This is a genomic window from Sphingomonas abaci (assembly GCF_014199625.1).
Lineage (GTDB): Bacteria > Pseudomonadota > Alphaproteobacteria > Sphingomonadales > Sphingomonadaceae > Sphingomonas > Sphingomonas abaci.
In genome coordinates, this window is the sequence record NZ_JACHNY010000002.1 from 429,608 (window position 1) to 456,509 (window position 26,902).

Genomic DNA, 26,902 nt, shown 5'->3' on the forward strand with positions numbered 1-26,902 from the left:
GAATTGGAACGATTGGCAGAGGTAGTACCGTCACCGGGCGTCCTCGCGGACGGCGCTCGATCGGTCGTGACGGCGCGGGAGCGGGTGGTCAAGGTGGACTATGGTGAGGTGTTCGCGATCTTCGCGAAAGTCGGCGAATTGGAATCGATCTCCGGTGCCGCGCGATCGCTCGGCATCCCCAAGGCGAATGTCAGCCGGGCGGTGTCGCGTCTGGAGGCACGCTACGGCGTCCACCTGCTCGATCGCACCAAGCGCCAGTTCCGGCTGACGGAGGTCGGCCGCACGTTCCACGCGCATTGCGTGACCATCCTTGATGAACTGCGCGAAGCGGAAGCCCGGTTGGCCGCGCATCGCGGCGTTCCGGCGGGTACGTTGCGGGTCGGCTGCTCGGCAGAGGTATCACAGGCGCTGCTCGCGCCCAGCGTCGCCGAATTCCTCGATCGCTACCCGGACATCGATCTGCGGCTACAGGTCGGCGACCGGCTGGTGCCGCAACCCGATGGTTTGGATGTCGTGATCCATGCCGGCTGGCTGGCCGACTCCCGGCTCATCGTCCGAAAACTGTCCACCGTGTCGACGATCCTGGCGGCGAGCCGCGCGTATGTCGAGGCGTTCGGGTTGCCGACCGAGGTCGGCGACCTGGCCGCGCACCGCGTGATGGGCAACTTCTACCTCGACCCCGCCGCCATCGAGCCGGGACGGCTGCCGGCGCGGGTGCCGATCATGGAATTGACCCAGGGCCGGCAGCGCGTGGTCGTGCCGATCTGGCGACGATTTACCTCCAACGATCCGCTGACGATGCTCAGCCTGGTGCGCGCCGGTACGGTCATCGCCCAGATCGCGACCGGCCGCATCCTTCCAGAACTACGGTCCGGCGAGATCGTCCGCGTCCTGCCGGACTGGACCATTCACGACCCCGTCGGCCTTTATGCCCTTTATGGCGAACGTGCGGCCATGACCCCGAAATTGCAGGTCTTTGTTGACTTCATCAGCGAGGTGATCGGCCGCTATACCCGCGCCTGACGGCTGAGAAGCAGGAGACCGGTCGCGCTCGCCGATGGTCTGGGTTCCGCCGCATCGGTCGCGCGCTGCGCTGATCAGATGCGGGCCACGATGACCGCGCCGTTCGCCCGGACGCGCGATACCGCTGGTGAAGAGGTAACCGAGCGCTGGCGTCGCGGCGCCGGAATCGACGAGGCGGGCGATCGTGCGGGCGGCGCGCCGATCGACGGCGGCAAGGATCGCAGGTCGACGTGCAGCCTCAGATATCGGCCAGCCCCGGCGCGTCGACATCCGCCGCACCCAGGTCGATGAATTGCTGCCGCAGCCAGCACGCCGCCGGACCGGGCGGCACGTCGCGTCGCCAGACGCTCGCGAAGCGGTACATGCCGCCCACATGGTCGGGCATCTCCAGCCGGACCAGCACGCCGGTGGCGAGGTCCCGCTCGACCATCGGCATCGGCATGTTCCCCCAGCCGATGCCCTCGCGCAGCAGCGCGTGCTTCGCACCGAGATCCGCGAGCCGCCAGGTGCGGTCGCTGAGGACCGAGAAATCCTGGCCGTCGGTGGAGCTCGATCGGTCGGTCAGGACGAGCTGGACGTGCTGGCGACCTTCGCCGGGGGAAATGCGCTCCACCCTGGCCAGCGGGTGGTCGGGGGAGGCGACGGGGACCATCGCGACCGCACCGGCGGCCGCGCGGTCGACCTCGTCGGCATGGGCGGCCACCGGGCCTGAAATGCCGAGGACGGCTTTCCGGCCCTGAACGAGGGTGGTGACAGCGCCGAGCGCTTCCACGTGGAGGCGAAGCGAAACCGTCGGGAACTCCACGGCGAATGCCCGCAGCACTTGGCCCAGTCGCGCGGACGGCAGCATCACGTCCACGGCCAAATTGACCTCCGCCTCGAGCCCTTCAAGCAGCCCTTGCACCTTGGCGCGCAGCCCATCGAAGCCATGGCCGATCGCTCGGGCTTCGGACAGCACGGCGCGACCTTCGATGGTGAGCCTGGGCTTGCGGGTGCCCTCTCGCTCGAAGAGCCTTACGCCGAGCTGCGCTTCCAGGTTCGCAACGCCGTAGCTGATCACGGAAACCGCCCGCCCCAGGCGCCGGGCCGCGCCGGCGAAGCTGCCGGTGTCGACGACCGCAAGGAAGATCCTGAGCTGGTCGAAGGTCGGGATGCCGGGATTGCTCATCATCAAGTCGCCGCGTTTATGCGGCCATCTTTTCTATTTTATCGAACAAAGCAACGGACATTATCGGGCTCCCACCCGGGGGAGGGGCCAGCCTAGATTGCGTCCATCAAGCCCGATGGAGATTGGCATGCGCGACTATCCCACCCTGACCGACCGGGAATGGCAGGCGGTCTCGACCGCACTGTCCGTTGCCGATCGGCAGGGGTGCGCGGCTGCGCGGCCGGCGGGGCGGTTCTGGCGGGTTCTTCGTGGCATCCTCGGATCGCGGCGGTCTCCGGCTCCGGCCGACCCTCGGCTGGAGGCGATCCGCAGCTTCGTCTGCGAGGCCAGGCGCAGCCGACGCGTCCCGGAGCAGCAGGTGCCGCAGCTCATCGCCGAGGGCTTCAATCGCGACCAGGCCATCGCACTCGCGATGCTGGCCGCCTGATCAACGGGAAAGGATTGATGACATGATCGAACTTCGGCCCTTCGAAAGCCTTGGCGGCGCGAACCATGGCTGGCTCGACGCCAAGCACCATTTCTCGTTCGCGAATTATTACGATCCCGCCCGGATGCACTGGGGCAATTTGCGCGTCTGGAACGACGACACCATCGCGCCCAGGACTGGCTTTCCGCCGCATCCGCATCGCGACATGGAGATCATCACCTATGTCCGCGAAGGCGCGATCACGCACCAGGACAATCTGGGCAACAAGGGGCGCACCGAGGCGGGCGACGTGCAGGTGATGTCGGCCGGCACCGGGATCACGCATTCCGAGTATAATATGGAAGACGTGACGACCAAGATCTTCCAGATCTGGATCCAGCCGACGCGCGGCGGCGAGAAGCCGAGCTGGGGCGCGCGGCCGTTCCCGAAGGGCGAGCGTTCGGGGCGGTTCGTGACGCTTGCCTCGGGGTATGACGGCGACGGCGATGCGTTGCCGATCCGCACCGATGCCCGCATCGTCGGCGCATCGATCAAGGCGGGCGAAACGGCCGAATATGCGATCGGCAGGAGCCGGCGCGGATATCTCGTCCCGGCGACCGGCGCTGTCGAGATCGAGGGTGTACGCGTCAATGCCCGCGACGGTGCGGCGATCGCGGATGTCGACACGTTGAAGGTCACCGCGCTCGAGGATAGCGAAATCGTCCTCGTCGACGCCGCCTGACCGCTTGCGGCCGCCCGCGACGGGTGGCCGCGCTTTGATACAAGGAGCCTGTCCATGTCGATCCGTTCGAGTGACGTCGAAGGCGTCGAGCAAGTCATCCTGCCGCCGACCCGCGACCTGGGCGACGGCTTCTCCGTCCGCCGCGCCTTGCCCTCGGCGCACCGGCGCATGGTGGGTCCGTTCATCTTCTTCGACCAGATGGGGCCCGCGGCCTTCCGGGGTGGTGACGGACTCGACGTGCGACCGCACCCGCATATCGGTCTCGCCACCGTCACCTATCTGCTTGAGGGCGAGATCCTGCATCGCGACAGCGTCGGGTCGGTGCAGCCGATCCGGCCGGGCGAGGTCAACTGGATGACCGCCGGTTCCGGCATCGTCCACTCCGAACGGACCGCGCCCGAGCTGCGCGCCGCCAACAGCGCGCTGTTCGGCCTGCAGACCTGGATCGCGCTGCCTGCCCGGGACGAAGAGGCGGAGGCCGATTTCGCGCACTACAAGGCCGATGCCATTCCGGTGACGGAGGATGCCGGCACGCGTCTGACGCTGATCGCCGGCCAGTCTGACGGGCTCGTCTCGCCGGTGAAGACCTTCTCCGATCTGGTCTATGCCGATCTCGTGATGGCGGACGGCGCTCGTTACCGTCCCGGCGTCGAGCACATCGAGCGCGCGTTCTATGTCATCAGCGGCGGCATCGACGTCGTCGGCCAGACGGGCATCTTCGCACCGGGCGAACTGGTCGTGCTCAAGCCCGGGGCCGAAGTGATCCTTCGCGCCGTCGGCGCGACCCGGCTGATGCTGATCGGGGGCGAGCCCTTTCCAGAGGAACGTCACATCTACTGGAACTTCGTGTCGTCGCGCCAGGAGCGGATCGAGCAGGCCAAGGCGGACTGGCGCGCCGACCGGTTCGCGCGGGTGCCGGACGAGAGCGAGTTCATCCCGTTGCCACCCGACCCGAAGCCGGTCGTCTATCCCTGATCCTCAGCACCGAAAGACCATCGTCATGTCCGAGAAGCCCGTCCATTTCGTCGTCCTGCTGGGGAGCCTGCGACGTGGATCGTTCCATCGCGCCGTCGCCGAAGCGCTGCCCGCGCTCGCTCCCGAAGGTGTGACCATCGACCAGCTTGGCTCGATCGGTGACCTGCCGCATTATTCCGCCGACCTCCAGGCGGAGGGCTTCCCGCTTGCGGTCACCGACATGGCCGAGCGGATCGCCGCGGCGGACGGCGTCATCATCGTCACGCCCGAGTATAACTACTCGGTGCCGGGTGCGCTCAAGAACGCGCTCGACTGGTTCTCGCGGGTGCAGCCGCAGCCCTTCGCGGGCAAGCCGGTGGCGATCCAGACGGGCTCGCCCGGCGCGATCGGCGGCGCGCGGGCGCAATATCACCTCCGCCAGGTTCTCGTCTTCCTCGACGCGCAGGTGCTCACCAAGCCTGAGGTGATGATCGGGCAGATCGGCGGCAAGGTCGACGCCGCCACGCACGCGATCAGCGACAAAGGCACCGCCGCCTTTGTCGGCCAGCAGATCGCGGCGCTCGCCGCCATGGCGCGTCGATAGCCTCAGTCGCACCGGACGCCCGGCAGGCGGCGACATGCCGGAACAGCACGTGCCTGGCTGCGGCTTGGGCCGGCACCGCTGTCACGTCGGCGGATCACCCTCTAGCGGTAGGTGAGCCGACTGGCGCGGACCATCTCCTCGATCCAGCCGGTGAGCAGGGTGGAATAGATGCGCTGATGCTTGGGGTCGCGCATGGCGTGCGTGGCACCGGGGATGATGCGCCGGCTGAAGGAGTTCGTCCGGCGGAAGGCGGCCTGCATGGACAGCAGGGCTTCGCGGGGGATTTGTTCGTCGCGTTCCGACTCGACGATCAGCACGTCGCCGCTAAACGCGGCGCAGGCGGCGAGGGCGCGATCGGCACCGGGCCCATGCGGTCGCTCGCGGTAGGCGCGCACCACCGTCTTGTCGAGCTTGGCCTTGGGCGTGTCCCACTGGTCATCCGGGTAGAGCGCGGGCACCCGCATCGCGAGCCATCGCACCGGCCGTCGCGCGGTGAGCAGCATCGCCAGATAGCCGCCATAGCTGGTGCCGACCACGCCGATCGCGCTGCGATCCACGAGCGGCTGCCGGGCGAGATGATCATAGGCCGCCATCACGTCGTCGAGCCCGTCCTGCCGGGTCACCTGGTTCTTGTCGGCATCGCTGCCGGCATGGCCGCGCAGATCGAAGGTGAAGCAGACGCAGCCGAGACGCGCCAATGCCTCGGCATGGCCCAGATCCTCCTCCTGGTCGCCGCCCCAGCCGTGGATGAAGAGGAATCCGGGTACGGGCACTTCGGGGCGGAGCAGCGTGCCGACGAGCTTCTGATCGTCCACCGCTATCGATACGCTGTCCCTGTCGATCGCGTCCGGTCCGCTCATGCATACCTCATTGCATATTTGGTCATCGCGCCGACCACGGGATCGACGCCCCGATAGTAGACCGTCGCTCCGGCGGGCGGCGTGACGAGGTCATAAACCTCGACGGTCGCGCAGCGGACCTGCCTCGTCTCCGGTTCGGCCCGGAACGCCTCCAACGCCGCGATCTCGGCGCCGCTCGCGCCGCCGACGCGCCAGGACTGTTCGAGCACCCCGATCCGCCGGACGCCCAAGGCATCCGTACCCTCGATCACGTCGTAATTGCGCCGGGTCAGGATGATGTCGGGATAGGCGGCGTGGGCCGCCGCGTCGAACATCGCCGCGCATCGGATCGCCTGGGCGAGGCGATCGGGCAGGGCGAGCGCCGCCAGTTCGGCGAAGCCGCCGCGCACGACATGGAGCTCGGTGCCGCCATAGACGTCGCGCCCCTTATGGTCGGTGGTGAGGGTCTGCGTGCCCCAATAGCCGATGCTCTGGTCGCCGAGCTCGACGACGCCGACACTGTAGGTGACGACATCGGTGAGATCCTCTTCCAGCACGATGCCGTGTTCGGCAAGGTCGGCCACGTCCTCGCATGCGAGGGCGGCGTCCAGGTCCGCGGCGGAGCGGACGACCTGCTGGCCCAGCCCCGCCTTGCCGCACACGTCCTTGATGCGCACCGGGCCCTTGGCCAGCAACAGGCGACCGGCCCTGGCCGCGTCGGCCTGGGTGAAGGCGGTATAGCCCGGCAGCGCGGCGTCCCCGAGCAACCGGCTCATCGCGAACGACCAGCCGGTGGGGCAAACCGCCTGTTCATCGACCAGGCCATGCGTGATCGCCTTGGTGCCGATGAACAGGGCGGGGACGATCCCGCCGAGCAGGCCCTGGCGGTCGGCGATGCCGGCGGCGCGGGCGACCGGTGCCTCAAGCGCTTCGCCGGGCACCAGCAAAGCCGTCGTGCACGCCGCCTGCGCGACATCCAGAAGACCCAGCAACGGCTGGTCGAGCAATGCCGCGATCCGTGCCAGCAGCGTCGCGCGGGACGCACGATCATGGACATTGCCGCCCGGCCGGTCATGGTCGACCAGCGCGGCGACGCCGCTGGTTCGCCACGGCGGCGGATGGGGCAGGAAGGACGAGAACGTCGCCATGGAGTAAGCCTCGGAAGCGCTGGTCATGCCGTCCACCTTGCAAGAGGAACAGCCTCAACGGGCCATCACCGGGGCGGTTCATCGGCGGTTCAACTATTCGCGCCGGCGATACCGGAGACGGATCGCCAGCCCCTGAGGCCGGCCGCCTGGGCGCTATGGGCTCAGTCGCCGGAGCCGGCGGTAACGGTGGATCGACGCCGGCACGATGTCGGCCAGGAGCAGCGCGGCGCGCGCGGGCGCCAGGTCCGGATCGCGCATGGCCGCGAGCAACGCCTGGCGCAATGCGGCGACGATCGCGGGCGGCGTCGTGCGGGCGGTGACGAAAGGCAGGTTGGGCGCGGTGGGTGTTCTGGCCAGCTCGCGCAGGGCGATCAGCGCGGCCGGTTCGTCCCGGGCGATCACCGCTGCGGTGACGGCGTCGATGGCGGCGATATCGGCTTGGCCGCACGCGACCGCATCGATGCTGGCGCGGTGCGATCCGGTGACGATCGTCGCGCCGAAAAAGCCGTCGGGCGACGCCACCTGCGCGACTGCCGCCCGCAGCAGGTTCGCGCCGGTGTTGGAGAGCGGTGCGTTGATCGCCGCCCGACGCCCGGCGAAAGACGCCAGTGTCGCCGCCGGATCGTCGGCCCGCACCAGGATACGGCTGTAATGGAGGCCTGCCGGGCCGTCGGGCAGCGCATAAAGCGGCATCGCGATCACGCGCAGCGCAAGGTCGGGATCGGCCACCAGCGGGTAGCCGCAACATTGCGCAAGCAGCAGGTCTGGGTCGCGCCAGATCGCCTCGACAGGCCGGTCCCGGTCGAGGACGTCGGGCGCGGCGATGCCGGCTCCGCGCAGGTGTCGAGCGATCGCGAGCCACAACGCGTCGTTGGCGGCGCGCTGGCCGGGGTGATCGTACATGCCGAGCGAGGCGACCGGCGCGGTCATCGATGGTCGGGCCGGTCGGGGTGGACCAGCGCATCGTGCGGGGCGAGCGCGAAACGGCGGACGATCTCGCCATAGCTGCGATGGGCACGGCCCGCCTGCATGGAAAGGCGCGCATGGTGCCGCCGCTGATGGGCCGGCAGGTGGTACCAGGCGAGGTCCGGGCGGTCGTGATGCGCGGTATGCAGATGGTTGTTGAGGTACAGAATGCCGAGCGGCCCGGCCCGCTGGACGGTCGCGGCGCGGCTCGGGCCCGGCAGGTCGGCCCGGTGTTCGGCGAAGGAGCGCAGCAGCGTCAGCGACAGGCCGGGATATACCGCCATCAGCCCGTAGCGCAGCGTGCCGAACCCCGTCCATTCAAGCCAGGCGACGACCGGAACGAGGAGTGCGAGATGCGGCAGCCAGTCGCGCGCCGCCGCCATCGGCCGGCGGACCAGGCGCCGTCGCTCGTCGGCGGCCAGCGCAAGCATGGTGATGGCCGGGCCGATCAGCAGCCGGCCGAGCAGCGTCGCCTGGGCGCGCGCCGCCGCATGGCGCAGTCCGCGCGCCCTCGCGACATAGCGCGACTCCGGATCATCGAACGGATCGGTGATCCGCGGGCTGCGATGATGCGCGACGTGGCTGTCGCGGTACAGGCGATAGGGGAGCCAGAGCGATAGCGGCACCCCGCCGATCGCGCTATTCACCGCGCGCCAGCGTGTCGGGTGGCCGTGGATGGTCTCGTGCTGAAGCGAGCCGTGCCACGCGACGAGCCAGGCACCCGTGATCACGATCACCGGCGTGGGCAGCGCTGCATGCCACCAGGTGAGCGCCAGCCAACCGCCATAGATCAGCCCGGCGACCGCCACCGTCGGCCATTCGATCACCCCGTGGGCCGGACCGATCGCGCGATCGGGCGAGACCTGCGGAACCGGATCACCGAGCGAGCATGTCATGGCAGACCTCCTTCGACGAAGATCATCCATTAAAGTGATGGGAATTACAATCCAGCGAAAGTCGGTGGCGGGATAGCTGGCCTTTCTGCGGGAGGGGGGCGAGAGGGTCAGTCCTCCGACGCGTCCGGTCCGGCGTCGTCGGTCGCGCCTTCGGTCAGGATCGTGGTGACGGCCATGTCGGCGGTGACGTTGGCCGCCGTGGCGACCATGTCGGGGATGGTGTCGACGGCCAGGAACAGCGGCAGCAAGTCGATCGGAACGCCGACGGCAAGCGCGACGGGGGCATAGGCGGCGAAGAAGCTGATCTGGTTCGGCAGCCCCGCGATCACCAGATTGTTGAGCACGGCGAGCAGGGCCACCAGGCCGAGCTGGCCGAGGCCGAGCTCGATGCCGTTGAGGCGCGCCAGCGCCAGCGTGGCGAGGCCGATCGCCGTCGGCGCGCTGATCCGGAACAACGCGACGGCGAGAGGCAAGACGGTGCCCACCGGTCGCGAGGGCAAGCCGAGCGTCCGCGTCGCCTCTAGCATGGCGGGCAGCGAGGCGAGCGAGGATTGGGTGCTGAAGGCGACCGATTGCGCGGGCAGCACCGCGCGCAGGAAGGTCCGCATCCGGGTACGTGCGGCGACCGCCACCAACAGCACGAACGCGGCGAGCAGGACGATGCCCCCGACGACCCGCGCGACTACGTACCAGAGCAGCAGCGCGCCGACAGCGAAGCCGCTCCGGGCGGCGACGTCGAACGCCAGCGCGAAAACGCCGATCGGCGCGGCGAGCAGCACCCAGCCGATGATGACGAGCAGCGCGTCGGCCACGCCCTGGCAGCCGTTGACGATCACGGCGGCGCGCGACCGATCGATATGGCGCAGGGCGATGGCGAAGAGCAAAGCGAACAGCACGACCGGCACGATCGCCCCTTGGGCCGCCGACGCGACCGGATTGACCGGCACCAGCGCGCGCAACGTCTCGCCAAGCGGCGGCAGGTCCGGCAGCTTGGCGCCGGTGGCGCGCACCGCCTCCAGCCCTGTCACCTGCCAGGCGCTGAACATCGCCGATCCCAACGCGACGCCGAACACGGCGGAGCCGGAGAGGAACAGGACGAATGCGCCGATCGCGCGACGCGCAACGCGGCTCGACCCGCCGGAACCGGAGCCGCCGCCGAGCCCCGTCACCACCAGTGCGAACACCAGCGGGATGATCGGCATGCGCAGCGCGTCGAGCCAGACCCCGCCAATCGCCTGCAGGGCAGGCAGCGCGGGGCAGTCGGGACCCGCCAGATAGCCCAGGGCCAGGCCGGCGATCAGGCCCGCCAAAATGCGGCCGACGGCAGGGATCCTCACGCGCCTCGGGGCTCCTGTGCCCCGGTCTTGCCCGACCGCCACGGGTCGAAGATGACACAGCGTGTGCGCAGATCGGCGATGGTGGTGCCCCGCCTCCGCGTGCGCGCCGCCGCAACGCCGTGGCCACTGGCATGGGCGGTCGACCGCTTACGCGACTTGGGCATAGGCGTCGCCGCGTCCGTCGGGTCGGATCGGCTCGGAATGGTGAACTGGCCTTGCGTCCGCGGGTCGTCGACGCGGCTCGGTGGCGGACAGAATCGGGGTTGTTCGAAGGAGATGGGGCGATTGAGGGTCATGGTGCCGTGCCATGCCGGACGTCGGCGGGGGAGCAAGACGGTGAAGGCTTGGCCTGTCCCAAGAATGACTTCGCGCTCATTTTATCGGGACGGCGCGGGATCGACGGTGCGGAAGCCCAGGTGCGAGGCGGCAAGCGTCTCGTCCTGGGCGTGGCGGGCGGCGGGGCGATAGCGGGCGCAATAATTGGCGGCGCACAGGAACGAGCCGCCCTTGATGACGCGTGCGCGGGCCTGCGGCTGGCGGGGATCGAAGCTGGGATTGCCGGGCGTGCCGTCGCCCGTGACGAAGGCGCCGTGCCCCGGCAGATACCAACTCCGCGTCCACTCCCAGACATTGCCGATCAAATCGTACGTGCCGATCGGGCTTCGGCGGAAGCAGCCAACCGGTGCCGGGCCGATCCAGCCGTCGGCCCCGGTGTCCTGCGCGGGGAAATGCCCCTGCCAGTAATTGGCGGCATGACGTTCGGGCGCGGCATCGGGATCGCGCAGGCCGATCCTGGCGGCGGCCTCGAACTGCTCTTCGGTGGGTAGCGCGCGGCCGGCCCAGCGCGCATAGGCGGTGGCGTCCGCGAAGGTGACGTCGACCACGGGATCGTTGGCGTGGCCGGCAATGTCGCTGCCGGGCCCATGAGGATGGCGCCAGGTCGCCCCGCGCACGAAGCGCCACCATGTCGCGGGATCGGGGGCGAGAAACGGTTGGTCGGCAGGCGGCGGCACGAACACGAACGCGCCTCCGCCGGGCCGCTCGGCCTCGGTGACATAGCCGGTCGCGGCCACGAAGGCGGCGAATTGCCGGTTGGTCACTTCATGCGCGTCGACGCCGAACGGGGCGACTGCCACGGCGACGCGCGGCCGCTCCTCCGGATAGGAAGCGTCGCTGCCGATCAGGAAGCGGGTGGCCGGCACGCCGACGCTGCCGTCGGCGGAACTGCCAGCGCAGGACGGCGATACGTCCAGGCGCGCGACCGGCGCCGCATCGGCGTGCAGGCCGCTTGCGAGCAGCGTCGCGACCAGGGTCAGCCGGATCATGGATAGCGGCTTGCGACGGAGGGCAAGATGACGCCCGTTTCCTTGCCATAGGCGTCCCAGGCGGCGATCAACGCCTTGAGCTTCGCTGGCTCTCGCGTGGCAAGGTCGCGGGTTTCCCCCGGATCATCGGCGATGTTGAACAATCGCCATGTGTCGCCGAGGTTCACCGCCTTCCAGTCGCCCTGGCGGACGGCGCGCCGTCCGAACAGCTCGCTGCCGATCGCTTCGCCGGGCGCGTGGATATGGGCCGCCGCGCCGGTCAGATAGAGGCGCCAACTCTGCCCGCGGACCGGCTGGACGGGGCGTCCGGCATGGCGCGGACTACGCCATTCGCCGCCGGCCGCCTCGACCAGCGTCGGCACAACGTCCATGACCGTTCCGAATGCGCTACTGATGCCGGTGCGGCGCGCGCCCGGCCAGTCGATGAAGGCGGCCACGCGAGTGCCGCCCTCCGTGGTATAGCCCTTGTACAGCCAGGACGGTGCCGTCGCCGCCTGCGCCCAGCCGGGACCATATCCCGCATAGGAGGTCGGCTTGCCCAGATTGGCGAAGCGATTGTCGGCCTGTGCGACACGGGCGCGGAACTCGGGGAGTTCGGACCGCGCGATGTCAATCCCTTCCGCGCCATTGTCGGCGGTGAACAGGATGATCGTGTTGGCGTAACGGCCGGTCGCCTTGAGATGCGCGATGACGCGGCCGACATTCTGGTCCATGCGGTCGACCATCGCGGCGTAGACCTCCATCAGCCGCGCCTGTTCCTTGCGTTCGGCGGGCGACAGCTCGGTCCACCTGCGGCCCGGCGGCAGGACGAGGTCGTGCGGCGTGACGTCGACCCCGACCAGGCCAAGCGCCTTCAGCTTCGCGAGGCGGCGTTCACGCAGCACCTCGAAGCCCTCGTCATAGCGCCCCCGGTAACGCGCCACATCCGCGTCGGGCGCCTGGAGCGGCCAGTGCGGCGCGGTGAAGGTGAGGTAGGCGAAGAACGGCTTGGCCGGGTCGGTGCGGCTGAGCTGCTCGATCAGCTTCGTCGCATAGGCGTCGGAGGAATAGAAGCCGTCCGGCAGCCGGGCAAGCTGGCGTCCGTTTTCCCAATAGGTCGTGCCGGGCTTGCCGTCCCTGGCGAGGTCGAGCCCATAATGGTTTCCGCCGCCCTGCGCCAGGTCGAAGCTCTGGTCGAAACCATGGCGGGCGGGGCTGTCCTCGGCGCGCGTGCCGAGATGCCATTTGCCCGCCATCAGTGTCGCATAGCCGAGGTCGTGCAGCCGGTCCGCGAGCGTGACGACATCCTCGGGCAGATGACCTTCATAGCCGCGCTGACCGATCTGGTTGGGCGTCAGCATCTCCGCCATGTTGCCAAGCCCGGCGAGATGGTTGTCGGTGCCCGACAGCAGCATCGACCGGGTCGGCGAACAGGTCGGCGCGGCGTGGAAGCCGGTCAGTTTCAGCCCGCGTGCGGCCAGCGCGTCGAGATTGGGCGTGCGGATCTCGCCACCGAACGCACCGAGGTCGGAATAGCCGAGATCGTCGGCGACGATGATGAGGATGTTCGGTTTTGCCGAGGCGGTTACGGCCGCGCCCGGCATGGCCTGGGCAGCGCCGCGGGGCGTGGCGGTGATCGTGGCCGCGCCGATCATGGTGGTGGCGAGCAGGGCGATGGTCAGCGCGGTCGTTCGCACGAGGCGGTTCTCCGGGATCGAGAGGGCGCCGGCGTCCTGGCTGGCAGGCCGCCGGCGCGAAAGGTCATTCCGCGGCTTCGAGCAGCGGTTCGGGCTTCAGCGGGCGGCTCGGTCCGCCGGCCAGCGCGACCGGCACCGATCCCGCGATCGTCGCGCGGCGCAGATGACGTTTCTGCTTGCCGAAGTCCGCGATCGCTCGGTGTTGCGTGGCGCGATTGTCCCAGATCGCCACGTCGCCCGGCTGCCAGCGCCAGCGCACGGTGTTCTCAGGCTTGGTGATCTGGTCCTGCAGGATCTGGAAGACGCGGTTCGAGTCCTCGCGGTTGAGGCCGACGAAGCTCTTGACGAAATTGCCGAGAAGCAGCGCCTTCTCTCCGGTTACCGGGTGGACATGGACCACTGGATGTTCGGTCTCGTAGACCGTGGAGGCGAACACCTCGCGATGGCGGCGGATCGCATCGGCCGAGGCTTCGGGACGGGCGGTGGCGTAGTCGTAAGCGTTGGTGTGGACCGCGCGCAGCTCATGGACCAACGCCTTGAGCGCTGGGGGCAACCCGTCATAGGCGGTGACCGCATTGGCCCACAGAGTATCGCCGCCCGCCGGTGGGATGACCAGCGCGCGCAGGATCGATGCGGCGGGGAAGGCGGGCAGGAAGGTGATGTCGGTATGCCATTGCGACGCCGCCTCACCCTCGCGAGAGTTGAGCTCGAGCAGGAAGCGCGAGCCTTCCGCCACCGGGACGGTCGGGTGGGCGAGCGGTTCCCCGAGCCGCGATGCGAAGGCTTCGTGCGTCTCGTCGTCGAGATGCGTCTGTGCGCGGAAGAAGATCACCTTATGGCGGCCAAGCGCCTGTTTGATCGCGGCGATCGTCAGGTCGTCGAGGTCGCCCGACAACGCGACGCCCCTGATCTCGGCGCCGATCCTCCCCGCGACGGGGACGATTTCGAGCGGGCTGTTGGCATCGGCGGCATTGTCGAACTGGTGTTGGATCACGGTCATGTCACACACTCCTTCAGGCTTCGACGGGGAGGGAGGCCGCGCGCGCATCGAGCGCGCGACGGATCGCGGCGTGGCGGGTCTGGTCGAGCGGAAAATGCCAGATCAGCGCGGCCGAGATGATGTGCGCGGTGGCAGGGCCGAGCGCGAAGACATATTTGAGCGCTTCCAGCGCGGCGGGGGCGCTGTCCCCCTTCGGTTCGAACCCCAGCCAGGCGAGCAGCGGCAGCGCCAGGCCGATGCCGATCGCGGGGCCCGCCTTGGTCGCCAGGCTGAAGACGGAAAAGAACAGGCCAGTGCGGTTATGCCCGGTCGCCAGCTCGTGCGCATCGGCGACATCGGCGACCATCGCGCGCAGCATCAGGTTGCCCGAACCCTGGGTCAGCCCCTGCGCGACGGCAAGCGCGATCAGCAGCCACAGCATGTCGGGAAAGACCGCGAGCAGCGCGATGTTGATCGCCGCCTGCGCCAATTCGCCGGCGATCGCCGTCTCGCGCTTGCCGAGGCGGCGCCCGATCGCCAGCCATAGCGGCCCCGCCGCGACGCCGAAGACGAATTGCAGCAGGTACAGCCCGCTCGCCCATTGCGGCAGGCCCATGTAGCTGACGCAGAAGAAGGCGATCAGCCCGGCCCGGATCGATTGGCCGGCCGTCACCGCCGCGTCGGAGGCCAGCACGCGCAGCAGCAGGCGGTCGCCGAAGACCAGCGTGGTGCTCCGCCAGAAGCCGATGCGACGCTGGCGCTGCGCCGGAACCGGTGGCTCGGCGATCGCGGTCAGGCTCAGAAGCAGCGCGGGGGCCAGCGTCGCCAGGATGAACGCGCCGGTCGCATGCAGCTTGAGCACGCCGTCGGCAGGCCGCCATTGCTCGATGAGCGTCGGCAGGATCAGGACGAGCAACAGTCCGATCGCGCGCATCGTCTGCTGGTAGGTCACGATGCGCGTGCGCTCGTGATACTGGCCTGACAATTCTCCCGCCCAGGCGGAGAAGGGGATCTCGATCATCGTCCAGCCGGCATAGAAGACGAACAGTGCCGCCCCGAGATACAGCGGCGGCACGGTCGCCGGCGGGAAGAACAGTAGCGCCGAGCCGGTCCCGAACAGCGCGCCGCCTGCCGCTATCCATGGCCGTCGCCGGCCGAAACGGGTCCGCGTCCGGTCGGACAGCGTGCCGACGATCGGGTCCGATGCCACGTCCCAGAAGCGGCCCAGGAAGAAGATGACGCCGATGGTCGCCAGCGACAGGCCGAAATGGCTCGCATAGAGTTGCGGTACGAACAGGATCAGCGGCAGGCCTGCGCCCGACAGCGGGATCGCCAGCGAACCGAAGCCGAGCAACCGGACAGCTGCGGGACCGTGAACGGGATGCGGCGCGGCGTCGCCGTGGGCGGTGGGGATGTCGTCGAGGGGGATGCTGGCCATCGTCTCGCTCCTCAGAACCGAACCTTGAGGGTCGCGCCGTACGTGCCGGGATCGCCGAGGATGGCGGTGACCAGCCCGTAATTGAGGACGTTCAAGGTCTGGAAATAGTCCTTGTCGAACAGGTTGCGGGCCCAGACCGACAGGTCGTAGCGGCCGCCTTCGCCCAGCCGGATGCCGGCGCGCGCATTGACCAGGCCGTAGCCGGGGACGAGCCCGTAGCGACTGTTGCTGGCGACCGTGTAATAAGACGACCGGTACGACCAGTCGCCGTGCAGATACGCCTCGGCGGCGTTGCCGATCGCGCGGGTGGCGTCGCCGCCCACCGAGGCCGCCCATTTGGGGACGCCCGCCAGCCTCTGTCCGGAAAAGTCGCGCAACGGTGTTCCGCCCGGGCTGGCGGCCGTGGGGTTGAGCGCCTCCACCGGGGTCGGACCATTGGGGTAGTCGCGATAGGTCGCATCCGTATAGGCGATCGAACCGGTCAGGCTCAGCCAGTCGGCGGGATGGACCGCCAGGTCGCCCTCGAAGCCGCGCGATCGGACCTTCGGGATATTGGCGATATAGTTGATGTACGTGTTGGTGCCGATCACCTGCTGGACGATCGTCGTCTGATAGTCTCGGACGTTCGTCTGATAGGCGGCGAGGTTGAGCGTCACGCGTCGGTTGAGGAACTGCGACTTGAGGCCGGTCTCGTAATTGTCGACGCTTTCCGGGCGGACAACCGGATCGACGCCAACGGGCAGGTTGGTGAGGTTCAACCCTTGCGACTTCGCGCCGCGCGAATAGGTGGCGTAGACCAGGATGTCGTCGCCCGGCTTCCAGCCGAGTGTCGCCAGGCCCGATACGCTGTCGTCGTCGGTGTCCACCGAAAATGCCTGGATCGGGGCCAGCGCGTTGCGGATCGCGGCGACGCGCGCGATCTGCGCAGCCGTCAGTCCAGTGGTCGGCTGAGCGACGAGGCGATCATTGGCGTAGCTGCCCCATTTGTCTTCATGCGTATAGCGCAGCCCCGCCGTCAGGCTAAGCGTCGGGGCGATGTGCCATGTGCCCTGGCCGAAGAGCGCGCCGCTTTTGGTATGCGGGTCCGACCGCCCGGCCGACAGCAGGCCGTTGGTGGCGATGCCGGCGACGGTCTGATTGTCCGACGGGTAGAGGGCGAGTGCGGCGTCGGAGCCGAATTCGGCGCGGCTGTACCCGCGCACGACCTGCCGGAAATAATAGGCGCCGATCAGCCAGTCCACCGATCGCGTTCCGGTGGACGCAAGCCGCACCTCCTGGCTGACCTGACGCTGGAAGTTGAGGATGTGGTTCTGCGTGTTGATCGACAGGGCGGTCAGGTCGCTGTCGTTGCGCGGGAACCAGTCCCAGTGCCGCACCGCCGTGATCGCGGTCAGTGCCGCGCCGCCCAGATCGTAATCGATTTGACCGGAAACGCCCCAGGTATCCATGTTCGCCTGGAACGGTGAATTGGCGTCGGTCGTCCGCGCGAACGGGTCGATCGGGGGCGGCGTGTAGTTCGGAAAGCGGGCGAGACGCTGCACGAAGGTGTTGGCGATGGCCGCGCCATTGTCGTAGGTCGCGAACGTCCGCACCGGCAGGTTGATGCAGCAGGCCTGATCCTGCTGCCCCCAGTCGCCGATGAGGCGGATCGTCAGCGTGGACGCGGGCGTGATCAGCAACTGGCCGCGCACCGTCGCATTCTCATAGTCATGGACGCGGCGGCGCGTCGTCGTGTCGTAGAGGAAGCCGTCGCGGCTGGTATAGGCGGCGCTCAGCCGGAAGGCGGCGAGCCCGTCGACCAGCGGCCCGGTGAGCGATCCGCGCACCTGGCGGTAATCGTAATTGCCGACATCGACCTGCCCGTCGGCGTGCCACTGGAAACCCGGCAGGCGGCTGGTGATGTTGATCGCGCCGGCGGTGGTGTTCTTGCCGAACAGCGTGCCCTGCGGCCCGCGCAACACTTCGACGGAGGCGAGATCGACAAGGTCGAACTGGCTCTGCCCGACACGGCCGTAATAGACATTGTCGATATAGACGCCGACGCCGTTCTCCAGGCCGTCATTGGTCAGTGCGACGTTGGAGCCAAGTCCGCGAATGTTGATGTTGGTATTGCGCGGGTTGAAGCTGAAGACCTGGAGCGAGGGGACCAGCTGCTGCACCTGATCGAGCCGATAGTCACCGCGCAGCCCGAGCTGCTCCGCGCCGACGACGCTCAGCGCGATCGGCACGTCCTGCGCGCGCTCCGTGCGGCGTCTGGCGGTGACGACGATGTCGCTGGCGGGCGCAGGGGATGGCGCGGAGTTCGCCACGGGGACTCCCGCAGCGCTGGGCTGGGCGGCGGGAGCGACGACGGTGTCTCCCGCAGGCGCAAGGTGAACGGTCGGTGCAACAAGGACGGTGCCGTCGCTGCTGGCCGGGACTACTTGTGCGGCCGCGCCGGATGGCGGCAGCGCCGCGGCGGCAAGCAACGCTCCGCGGTGGCGATGGACGAGCGCCATCGTCGCCGGAAATCCCCTTTTCATGGATTGGCTTTCTTGTTGTTTCGGCAGTCGCACCGGCGCGATCCGTCCTCGGCTGCGATGCCGATGGCGTCGACCGGACGGATAGCCACCGCGCGGACGAGACCGGTTTGCCCGGTTCGCTCGTCCTAGCAGCGAAGGATGGAAGGGGCCGCTATGGCAGGCGGATCGTGGAAGCGGGTCGAGATCATGCCGGTCTCCTCGCTGATGCCCAGGCCGGGCGCGAGTGAAAGCCTATCAAATCAGTATGAATGGCGGGAAAAGCATAATTTGCCATCCGGTTAGGCGAGCTTTGTCCCAAGGGCGGCTGAAATTGCCCCGCGCATCGCCCGATGGGCGGCGAGGTTCGCCGGTGCTTTCTTGCGGAGCGTCCGTCGCCGGTCCCTCCCAACCGCCGATGGCGGCGAGCCGGAACGCGCCCGCGTTCGCGCGACGCCGCCGCAAGCCGATACCGCGTGGGGAAGGCTTTGCAGGAACGAGCGGTGCAGGTGAGATCGCCGTTCGACCCCGTCAGCTGTCCCACCCGCCGCCGATCGCCTGGATCAGCGCGATCGCGGCGCTCTGCTGGTTGACCACCGACTGGATCTGGTTCTGCCGCGCGGTCAGCGCGTTGGTCTGGGCGAGGATGACCTGCGAATAATCGACCGTGCCGCTCAGATACTGGTTGTTGATGATCCGCTCGGCCTCGGTCGCGGCGGCGGCGGCCGTGCCGCGGCTCCGGGTCACATCGGCGAGCACGCGGGTTGCGGCGAGATCGTCTTCGACTTGCTGGAAGGCGGTCAGCACCGTCTGGCGGTAATTGGCGGCCGCCTCGTCATATAGCGCCCGCGCCTGAAGTCGCTGCCCGTGGCGCTCCCCGAAATCGAGCAGGGTCATCAGTCCGCTCAACCCGAAGGACCAGAGGCTGGTGGCCGCCGAGAAGAGCTGGCGGGCGGCGGTGCCGCTGCTGGACTGGTTACCCGATAGAGTCACCTGCGGAAAATAGGCGGCACGCTGGATGCCGATCACGGCGTTGGCCGCCGCCACCTTGCGTTCGGCCGAAGCGATATCTGGGCGGCGTTGGAGCAGGGTGGCGGGGACGATGCCGGGGATGGTTGGCACGCGCGGCGTCCAGGGGGCCGGCGTGACCGTGAAGTGCGACGGATTTTCGCCCACCAGCACGGCGATCGCGTGTTCCAGTGTCGCGCGCTGCTGGTCCAGCATCTGGCGTTGGGCGACCGCGCTGCTCAGCGTCGCCTGCGCCTGATAGACGTTGGAATGGGCGACGGTGCCCGCTTTATACTGGTTGGTCGTGATGGTCAGGGCGCGGGTGTAATCCTGGATCACCGAATCGAGCAGCAGGCGCTGCGCGTCGATTCCGCGCAATGCGATATAGTCGGTCGCCAGCTCGCCCTGCGCGGACAGGGTGGCGTTGGCGAGGTCGCCCGCGCTCGCCTGCGCATCGGCGCTGGCCTGGCTGACCGCATTGCCCAGGCGGCCCCAGAGGTCGGGCTCCCAGCTCTCGCCGATGCCGAGCGCGAAGCGCGTGCCCGAACCGCTGACGGCAATGCCCCCGGTCGCCAGGCCCGGACCGCTTGCCGATCCTACCGCGGTGGCCGGACCGCCCGAGACGCGGCCCGAAAGCTGGCCGCTCGCCGACCCGGTGATGGTGGGGAACAGAGCCGAGCGCTGCACCACCGCCAGCGCGCGGGCCGCCTGATAGGCCGCCCTGGCGGCGGCGACATTCTGGTTGGTGACCGCGACGCGGCGTTCCAGTGCGTCGAGCACGGGGTCGCCGAACAGCGACCACCAGGGACCGCGCGTCACCGCGTCGCCGGGCGCGGCGGGGGCCCAGCCAGGCGCTTCCTGGAAGCTCGCCGGGATCGCCACGGTCGCAGGCGGGCGGTAGGTGGGCGCCATCGAACAACCGGCCAGCGCCAGCAGCGGCAGGACAGGGCGGACGGCGCGGGTCATGCGGGTACTCCAGTCGCGGGCGGCGGGTCGTGCCGGGCGAGATGACGTTCGTCGGCCTTGCGGCTGCGGAACCGGTCCAGGGCCAGATAGACGATCGGGGTGGTGAGCAGGGTCAGGACCTGGCTGGCGACCAGCCCACCGAAGATCGCGATGCCCAGCGGCCGGCGCAGTTCCGCCCCGTCGCCGAACCCGATCGCCAGCGGCAGCGCGCCTAGCGCCGCGGCCATCGTCGTCATCAAGATCGGACGGAAGCGCAACAGGCACGCCTCGCGCACCGCCGCCAATGGCGCCATGCCGCCGCCCCGCTCCGCCTCCAGCGCGAAGTCGATGATCATGATCGCGTTCTTCTTCACGATCCCGATCAGCAGCACGATGCCGATCAGCGCGATGATGTCGAACTCGCCGCCCGTCGCGATCAGCGCGATCATCGCGCCGACGCCCGCTGAAGGCAGGGTGGACAGCGCGGTCAGCGGGTGGATCGCGCTCTCGTAGAGAATGCCCAACACGATGTAGATGGCGAGGAGGGCGGCGAGAATGAGAAACGGCATGCTGGCGATGGACTGTTTGAACACCTTGGCGGTGCCGCCGAACGCGCCATGGACGGCGGCGGGCAGGCCGAGATCGGCCTGGGTCCGCGTGATCAGCGCTGCCGCCGCGCCGAGCGACCCGCCCGGGGGCAGGTTGAACGCGATGGTGGCGGAGGGTTCGCCGTCCGAATGGTTGACCGCCGCGTTGGTCGATCCGGTCGACCAGCGGGCGAAGGCGCCGAGCGGAACCATGGTCTTCGCGGCCGTGCTGACGGCGCTGCCCGAGGCGATCGCCGATCCGCCCGCGCCGCCGCCTGACGCGGACGCTGCGGCAGCCGGGCCGGCGGCCGGGGGGGCGGCGGTCGACGTGCCCGCCGGCACGTACACGTCGCCGAGCGCCTCGGGCGAGCCGTCGAAGCGGCGCGCGGCCTCCATCACGACGTGATATTGGTTCAGGCCGGAATAGATGTTGGCGACCTGGCGCTGGCCGAAGGCATCGTATAGCGTCGCGTCGACCGCCTGCATCGTCACGCCGAGCCGCGCGGCGGTGTCCCGTTCGACCTGGACGAAGGCGTCCGCGCCCGCATCCTGCTGGTCGATATCAACGTCGGTCAGCACGTCGGCATGTTTCCTGAGCGCGTCGACCAGCTTCTCCCCGGCGACTTTCAGCGTATCGGGATCATCGGCCTTCAGCACATATTGGTACATGCTGTTGCTCTGCCGCCCGCCGATCTGCAGGTCCTGGACCGGGGTCAGGAACAGGCTGACGCCGCTCACCCGAGCGAGCTTGGGGCGCAGGCGGGCGATGACCTCGGCGGCGGGGGGCCGCTCGGACCGGTTCTTCAGCGTCGCGAACAGGAAGCCGCCACCGGCGCGCGACCCGCCCGCGAAGGACACCACCGTCGCGACCGCCGGGTCGCTCTTCACGATCCGCGTGATGCGGATCAGCTTGGCCTGCATGTCGGTGAAGGAAATGCTCTGGTCGGCGCGCAGGCCGCCCATCAGTCCGCCGGTATCCTGTTGCGGGAAGAAGCCCTTGGGCGCGATGTCGATCAGGAAGATGTTGAGCGCGACCGTGCCCGCCAGCAGGACCAGCACCGCGGTTCTGTTATCCAGCGCCCAGTCGAGCGCGCGCGCGTAGCGCGCCTGTGCCCAGTCGAACGCGGCGCCTGCCGCGCGCATCACCCCGCCTTCCCGTTCGTGCGTCCGCAGCACCCGCGCCGCGAGCATCGGCGTCAGGGTCAGCGACACGATCAGGCTGATCATCACCGCGATCGACATGGTCAGGGCGAACTCGCGGAACAGCCGGCCGACGATGCCGCCCATGAAGATCAGCGGCACGAACACCGCAACGAGGCTCAACGAGATGGACAGCACGGTGAACCCGACCTCGCGCGCACCGGCCAGCGCCGCCTGGAGCGGGCGCATCCCCGCCTCGAGATGCCGGCTGATATTCTCGACCACGACGATCGCGTCGTCGACCACGAAGCCGGTGGCCACCGTCAGCGCCATCAGCGACAGATTGTCGAGGCTGAACCCGACCAGATACATCGCCGCCAACGTGCCGAGCAGCGAGGCGATGACGGCCGCCGCCGGGATCAGCGTCGCGCGCCAGCTGCGCAGGAACAGGCTGACGACCAGTACGACCAGCAAGGTCGCGATCAACAGGGTCACCTCCACCTCGCGCAGCGACGCGCGGATGGTCAGTGTCCGGTCGGACGCCACGTCCAGATGGATGTCGGGTGGCATCGCCCGCCGCAGGGCAGGAAGCTGCGCCTTCAGTGCGTCGACGACTTGGACGATATTGGCGCCCGGCTGGCGGCTGATGAGGATCGGTACCGCGCGTTCGCCATTGAACAGGCCGATGGTGCGGATGTCCTCGGGGCCGTCATGGACATCGGCGATGTCGGACAGCCGTACGGCGGCGCCGTCGCGCCAGGCGATGATCGTGCCCCGGTAATCGCTGGCGTGCCGACCGGCCTGGTTGGAATAGATCTGCCAGCTCATCCCCCGCGCATCGGCTGCGCGAGGACGAGTTGATCGAGTTTGCTGTTCGCGGTCGCCTTGGATGAGAACTCGTTGACGATCACGGCATCCTCCTCGCCAGCGAACCGCGAGATTAGGGACGTCAGACTGCGCCCATAGGAGCTGTGGATCGTGGAAAGGTATACCTTACTGCTCTCTTCCGGCCTCGACAGGTTCAGCGAGGAGCCGCCGGTCCGACGTAGCCAGATGCTCGTGAAGCGCTGATCTTCCGAGAAGATCGTCCGCCCGTCCAACGCAAACGACCAGCTGTCGTCGTGCACGAAGGTATGCGTCTGGAAGTGTGGCATCAGAGATGGCATCAGTATCTCGACGCGACCACCGAGCAACTCGATTCCCGCCGCCACCGCGAAAGCCGTGTAATCCAGCGGAAGGGTGCAGATGAGGATGTTCGCTGCAGATGCCACCATCGGGGTCCCACCTTTACTAAACGGCTACAGGTCTTGTGCTGTTCGCCCCGAACAAAGGAGGCTCTGAGCGGCGATGTATCTTCAAGGTGGTGGGGGAAGGTATGCGCCCGCCCCCACGCTCCGCTTAGTCCGTATGCACACCCACATCATTGTCCGATTGCGAGCTTCCATCGCCTCCTACGGTTTGGTGCGGAGAGCTTCCCCTTATGGTGCCGCCGCTCACTGCCTCCAGCTGATCGGCGGAGAGCTCGTGCGCCAGAGTGGCGTGCACCGATTTTACGGTTTCCTGCTTCAAAGACTTGGGCATTATTACATCCCAACCTAGACAGATCGCCCATTGTGGGCGCTAAAATCTCGCCCATCAAAATAAAATTGTCAATTAGATTTCGTCGCTATCGCTATGACATTGTAAAATCTATGATTCGGCGAATGTAGATGACTGCAATGCGATCCTATTGTTAAATTAAGTTCATTTGGCAATCATCTCGAACATTGAGTTTGGCAATTCAATAACTTGTGATTTGTCGAGGGTTGTGCCCCCGCACATTGGTGTAGCTGAGGGGGTCATCGGCGATCTTCGGATAGGTTTGGGTTGCGACACTCAACCGACGAAGACCCCAATGACCGACGATATGATGAACCTGCAGGCGCTGGTGGGAAAGAGCGCGGATGCGGGTTCTCTGCGCGAGGTGATCGGCTTTGCCGCGCAGCGTTTGATGGACCTGGAGGTCGGCACGCTGACCAGAGCCGGCTCTGGCGAGAAGAGCAGCGAACGCGACTGGCAGACGCGCGCTGGCACAATTCAGCTGCGCGCGCCCCCGCTTGCGGACCGGCAGCTCTTTCCGGTCTTCCTCGAACCCGGGCTCATTACCGAGAAGGCGCTGACCACCGTTGTGCAGAAGGCGTATATCCGGGGCATCTCGACGCGATCGGTGGACGATCTGGTCAAGGCCATGGGGATGAGTGGCATCTCGAAGAGCCAGGTGAGCCGTCTATGCGATTATGGCGAACGTGACGCCATTCCCAAAATACCATCCTAATGCGTCACGGTCCCGGCGATGCTGGAAGCGGGTCAGCAGCATCGTCTTCGCGGGCATATGCCTCACTCTTATCCAAGAGCGAGGCCCTGTCAGGTCATTTAGGGGGCCATCTCACAATATTAATGACAGCAGTTGGGGTGGCGGAAGAAAGCATCGAACGTCTGCATTCGTCAGAAAACGACGTTTAGCGAGTCAGTCAGGAAGGACGGCTTTGTCCCACTTTCAGCCCTTTGTACCCGGCTTCGGACGTGGTCCTTGGGGTTTTTGCGGACAGGAAAGAATGGCTGTGGTAGGGAGGCAGTGCGATATTTTTGGCTATCCCAAGACACGTCTCGTAGCCTTCGATCATGTCCTTCTCTCTTGAAGAGGAGGATCCATGTCGAAGTCCAACGATGAACATATTCGAGTTGTCCACGATGGCGATTTGCCGGGCCGGGAAATGACCGGCCATGAGCCGCATCGGAACTGGCACATCTACAGCTTGGGAGCCGACCTGCTCGCCTATGGTTTCTGCGGTTATGACGCGGATGCGCTGATGGGTGTGAGGGGGCTTTCCGCCAGCCGCCTGATCCGGATGCTGCAAGACGACAGCGGTAGCGAGCAGCCCGAGCGAAGGGTTGGCGACCTGCTCAAATCCATCGTCGACAAGCATCGCGGGGAGCTGGAAGATATCGGTCGGCAACTGTCATGGGACAGGCGTTTGCGCCGCTACCATGCCGCGCTGGCAGATTGGAAGTCGCAGCCGGGTGCTGTCCAGCAGGGAAGATGGCGACAGCGTCCGATGACCGCGCGGCAGAGGGCGTTGGTGCAGGTCACGGCCGGCCTGCTCGACATCGCGGTCCCGTCTGGGCTCGACCGCGGTACTGCCGCCGATTGGCTGGAGCGCCACGGTGCCAATCTCGCATATCGTGGAGGGGCCTGACATGCCGAAGCTCCGTATCACGACCGCCGACGAGCGAGAGATGATCGTCGAGGACAGTGCGACGCTGGAAGCGGAAATCGGCCGTTTCGAGCGAGCGTTTGATGCGCTCATTCCAGACCTGGACGGAGAGGATGACGAGGCGGGAATGCAGGCTCTCGGCCGCTACCGCATCCTCGCCTACCACTGTAACGCCATTCTGGGCCAGATCGACTGGTGGAATGATCAGGTCGCGAAGGAACGCCGTGCCGCACGGCGGGACCTCGCTGCTGTACTGAAAGCCCGCCGCGGCAAAAAATAAGGGGACGCACCGACGCCTGTATATGGGCAGCAGTAGATAAATGGTCCCCTGAGCAGTCGCGGCGCCGAGGGGCGGGATCTCCTCCGCTCACGGTCAGACGTCGGCGGCCGTTGCGCGCATCCGCAACGGCCGCCGAAGCCAAAATTCACGGAGCGAGAAAACGACGTTCGATCCGGGCGATCGGCTCGTCGCTACCTTCCCGGTAAATCGAGATGCCGTCATCGATCGGAATGGGGTTGGTGATGAGGTCGATCTCGAAGGGACGCCCGTCCCCGAGGGTCAGCGTTGTAACGCCACATTCGGTCACGGCATGGAGGGCCACGGCCGTGCCGGCCCCCAACAAACTGCTGGCGACCTCGATAACCTCGCCGCCAGGCTCGGCAAAGGCGACATAGACACTCAGGCGATTGCGATGCTCGTCGCTCATTTGCCCTTCCTCTTGTTCGTCTTGGCCCGGCCGACGATCTCGGCGACGACAGTCGGCCATGAGATGACCTCGGCCGCCGAACGCAATTGCGTCCAGTCGACCGAGTCGAAGCGGAGGCGATCAAGGCTGCGTTTCAGCGCCTGAAGGTCGGCGCCTTCACCGTAGCGACCGCCAACCGTCGCGGGGACATGGCCGCACAACTGATCGAGCACGCGCTCCTGCACATCGGCGCCGCGCCCCTCGTCCTTGAAGCGGTGGCGCAGCGAGTGGAAGACCAATCGCTGATCAGTGCTGACGATGGCGTTTATGTAGCGGTTGAGCCGGCGGCTGGCTTCCTTGGTCAGCTTGCCGAAGGTGCTGGGGCGGAGGTCCGGAAACAGCAGTTCGCTCCCGGCGTCCTTCAGCGCGCTGACATACCGCTCGAAGCCGAGCTTCAGGACATGCTCGTGGATCGGGATGATCCGCCGCGAGCCCGTGGTCTTCACGCTTTTCTCGGGCAGGTTCGGATCGGCCTCGGCATCCATCAGGTCGTCGATGTCGATGTAGAGGATGCCGCCATCGGCCTTCACGTCCTGGACGCGCGCCTGTCCAACTTCCTCGAGCCGCGCTCCCGAGGTGAGCCCGAGCAGGAACAGCCAGTAGAGCGTCACGTCGCTGACGTCGGTGCGCCGGTCGAGCAGGCGATTTGGCCGCAGGAACAGATCGGAGGCGAACAGCTGCGCCAGTTCGCCCGGCATAAAGCTGCGGCGACCCCGCGCCACCCGGCTGAAGCCGGTGATCTTGACCCCGGTACCGACGTTTTGGGGAATCCAGCGCTGCTGATGCGCGAAGCTGAGCAGCGCCTGGATCGATCCGACCCGCTTCTTCAGCGTCGGCGGACTGACGCGCGGCGTGCCGCTATGCGCGTGGCGCGCCAGGCGCTCGTTGAAGGGCAGGGCGCGGTCCGCGCGCGGCATGGTCGCGGACAGATTCTTCGCCTCGTCGCGATAGTCCATCAGCATGTCGGAAGTGAAGGATTCGACCGGGATGTCGCCGAGATAGTCGATCAGATCCTCGGTGGCGCGCTCGACCTCGACATAGGACTGCGGCCTCGGCGCGTTCTCCTTGTTCCACAGCTGCAGCAGCTCGCGGAAGCGGAGGTCCGGTCGCAGCCGCGGCTTGACGGCGATGCGGCGGGGTGCAGCGATGTCGGCGCGCAGGCGCTCATTGTCTTCCAGGACGCGGGCGTTCCACGCCTGCATGATGAGGAGGTCGTTGGCCGG

23 protein-coding genes and 1 pseudogene are annotated in these 26,902 nt (G+C 67.5%); 8 read left to right on the forward strand and 16 right to left on the reverse strand.

Annotation, left to right across the window (positions count from 1 at the left end; all coding sequences use genetic code 11):
• The first annotated feature begins 66 nt into the window (after window positions 1-66).
• A complete protein-coding gene (locus tag GGQ96_RS07065) occupies window positions 67-1,023 on the forward strand; it encodes a LysR substrate-binding domain-containing protein (protein WP_184112978.1) in 957 nt (318 codons plus the stop codon).
• A 238-nt stretch (window positions 1,024-1,261) separates the two neighbouring features.
• On the opposite strand, the gene GGQ96_RS07070 is transcribed toward GGQ96_RS07065, so the two are convergent.
• The gene (locus GGQ96_RS07070; RefSeq protein ID WP_184113236.1) at window positions 1,262-2,191 is read right to left on the reverse strand and encodes a LysR family transcriptional regulator; all 930 of its coding nucleotides are present in this window, start codon (window positions 2,189-2,191) and stop codon (window positions 1,262-1,264) included.
• A gap of 127 nt (window positions 2,192-2,318) precedes the next feature.
• Between GGQ96_RS07070 and GGQ96_RS07075 the strand changes: the two genes are divergently transcribed.
• The 4 genes from GGQ96_RS07075 to GGQ96_RS07090 are packed head-to-tail and all read left to right on the forward strand — an operon-like array spanning window position 2,319 to window position 4,897.
• Complete coding sequence (locus GGQ96_RS07075) at window positions 2,319-2,618, forward strand: hypothetical protein (protein WP_184112980.1); 300 nt, start codon at window positions 2,319-2,321, stop codon at window positions 2,616-2,618.
• A 22-nt stretch (window positions 2,619-2,640) separates the two neighbouring features.
• A complete protein-coding gene (locus GGQ96_RS07080) occupies window positions 2,641-3,339 on the forward strand; it encodes a pirin family protein (protein WP_184112983.1) in 699 nt (232 codons plus the stop codon).
• 54 nt (window positions 3,340-3,393) lie between these two features.
• Window positions 3,394-4,314: a pirin family protein gene (locus GGQ96_RS07085; protein WP_184112985.1), complete on the forward strand. Its 921-nt coding sequence runs from the start codon at window positions 3,394-3,396 to the stop codon at window positions 4,312-4,314.
• A 25-nt stretch (window positions 4,315-4,339) separates the two neighbouring features.
• The gene (locus tag GGQ96_RS07090) at window positions 4,340-4,897 is read left to right on the forward strand and encodes an NADPH-dependent FMN reductase (RefSeq protein WP_184112987.1); all 558 of its coding nucleotides are present in this window, start codon (window positions 4,340-4,342) and stop codon (window positions 4,895-4,897) included.
• A gap of 101 nt (window positions 4,898-4,998) precedes the next feature.
• On the opposite strand, the gene GGQ96_RS07095 is transcribed toward GGQ96_RS07090, so the two are convergent.
• The 13 genes from GGQ96_RS07095 to GGQ96_RS07155 form a co-directional block, all read right to left on the reverse strand.
• Entirely contained in the window at window positions 4,999-5,757 is a 759-nt protein-coding gene (locus tag GGQ96_RS07095) for an alpha/beta hydrolase family protein (RefSeq protein ID WP_184112989.1), read from the reverse strand.
• Entirely contained in the window at window positions 5,754-6,911 is a 1,158-nt protein-coding gene (locus GGQ96_RS07100) for a DUF3182 family protein (protein ID WP_184112991.1), read from the reverse strand. The genes GGQ96_RS07095 and GGQ96_RS07100 overlap by 4 nt, the downstream gene beginning before the upstream one ends.
• Window positions 6,912-7,037: 126 nt before the next feature.
• Entirely contained in the window at window positions 7,038-7,814 is a 777-nt protein-coding gene (locus tag GGQ96_RS07105) for a phosphate/phosphite/phosphonate ABC transporter substrate-binding protein (protein WP_246360234.1), read from the reverse strand.
• The gene (locus tag GGQ96_RS07110; RefSeq protein WP_184112993.1) at window positions 7,811-8,746 is read right to left on the reverse strand and encodes a fatty acid desaturase; all 936 of its coding nucleotides are present in this window, start codon (window positions 8,744-8,746) and stop codon (window positions 7,811-7,813) included. Before GGQ96_RS07110 ends, GGQ96_RS07105 begins: the two co-directional genes overlap by 4 nt.
• 107 nt (window positions 8,747-8,853) lie before the next feature.
• Window positions 8,854-10,083 carry a cation:dicarboxylate symporter family transporter gene (locus GGQ96_RS07115; RefSeq protein WP_184112994.1) on the reverse strand — a complete coding sequence of 410 codons (1,230 nt, stop codon included), beginning with the start codon at window positions 10,081-10,083 and terminating at the stop codon, window positions 8,854-8,856.
• Between the two features lie 377 nt (window positions 10,084-10,460).
• A complete protein-coding gene (locus GGQ96_RS07120; protein WP_184112995.1) occupies window positions 10,461-11,408 on the reverse strand; it encodes a formylglycine-generating enzyme family protein in 948 nt (315 codons plus the stop codon).
• Window positions 11,405-13,042, reverse strand: coding sequence for an arylsulfatase (locus GGQ96_RS07125; RefSeq protein WP_184113240.1), 1,638 nt, complete (start codon window positions 13,040-13,042; stop codon window positions 11,405-11,407). Before GGQ96_RS07125 ends, GGQ96_RS07120 begins: the two co-directional genes overlap by 4 nt.
• Window positions 13,043-13,148: 106 nt before the next feature.
• Complete coding sequence (locus tag GGQ96_RS07130; protein WP_184112996.1) at window positions 13,149-14,084, reverse strand: TauD/TfdA dioxygenase family protein; 936 nt, start codon at window positions 14,082-14,084, stop codon at window positions 13,149-13,151.
• A gap of 13 nt (window positions 14,085-14,097) precedes the next feature.
• Window positions 14,098-15,501, reverse strand: a complete 1,404-nt coding sequence (locus GGQ96_RS07135) for an MFS transporter (protein ID WP_184112997.1) — start codon at window positions 15,499-15,501, stop codon at window positions 14,098-14,100.
• 11 nt (window positions 15,502-15,512) lie between these two features.
• Window positions 15,513-18,023: a TonB-dependent receptor gene (locus tag GGQ96_RS07140; protein ID WP_184112998.1), complete on the reverse strand. Its 2,511-nt coding sequence runs from the start codon at window positions 18,021-18,023 to the stop codon at window positions 15,513-15,515.
• Between the two features lie 507 nt (window positions 18,024-18,530).
• Window positions 18,531-19,973 carry an efflux transporter outer membrane subunit gene (locus GGQ96_RS07145; RefSeq protein ID WP_184112999.1) on the reverse strand — a complete coding sequence of 481 codons (1,443 nt, stop codon included), beginning with the start codon at window positions 19,971-19,973 and terminating at the stop codon, window positions 18,531-18,533.
• Window positions 19,970-22,507, reverse strand: coding sequence for an efflux RND transporter permease subunit (locus tag GGQ96_RS07150; RefSeq protein WP_184113001.1), 2,538 nt, complete (start codon window positions 22,505-22,507; stop codon window positions 19,970-19,972). The genes GGQ96_RS07145 and GGQ96_RS07150 overlap by 4 nt, the downstream gene beginning before the upstream one ends.
• Entirely contained in the window at window positions 22,504-22,953 is a 450-nt protein-coding gene (locus tag GGQ96_RS07155) for a hypothetical protein (protein WP_184113002.1), read from the reverse strand. The genes GGQ96_RS07150 and GGQ96_RS07155 overlap by 4 nt, the downstream gene beginning before the upstream one ends.
• Window positions 22,954-23,573: 620 nt before the next feature.
• Here GGQ96_RS07155 and GGQ96_RS07160 point away from each other — a divergent pair.
• The 3 genes and pseudogenes from GGQ96_RS07160 to GGQ96_RS07170 all read left to right on the forward strand — a co-directional run.
• Window positions 23,574-23,951 (forward strand): annotated as a pseudogene (locus tag GGQ96_RS07160) (transposase); the annotation flags it as partial.
• Window positions 23,952-24,369: 418 nt separating this feature from the next.
• Window positions 24,370-24,915: a hypothetical protein gene (locus GGQ96_RS07165; RefSeq protein ID WP_184113004.1), complete on the forward strand. Its 546-nt coding sequence runs from the start codon at window positions 24,370-24,372 to the stop codon at window positions 24,913-24,915.
• A 1-nt stretch (window position 24,916) separates the two neighbouring features.
• Window positions 24,917-25,213 (forward strand): hypothetical protein, encoded by a 297-nt coding sequence (locus GGQ96_RS07170; RefSeq protein WP_184113006.1) that lies wholly within the window; start codon window positions 24,917-24,919, stop codon window positions 25,211-25,213.
• Between the two features lie 145 nt (window positions 25,214-25,358).
• On the opposite strand, the gene GGQ96_RS07175 is transcribed toward GGQ96_RS07170, so the two are convergent.
• Window positions 25,359-25,640, reverse strand: coding sequence for a hypothetical protein (locus tag GGQ96_RS07175; protein WP_184113008.1), 282 nt, complete (start codon window positions 25,638-25,640; stop codon window positions 25,359-25,361).
• On the reverse strand, window positions 25,637-26,881 hold the full coding sequence (locus GGQ96_RS07180; RefSeq protein WP_184113010.1) for a site-specific integrase: 1,245 nt from the start codon (window positions 26,879-26,881) through the stop codon (window positions 25,637-25,639). The genes GGQ96_RS07175 and GGQ96_RS07180 overlap by 4 nt, the downstream gene beginning before the upstream one ends.
• Between the last annotated feature and the right edge of the window lie 21 nt (window positions 26,882-26,902).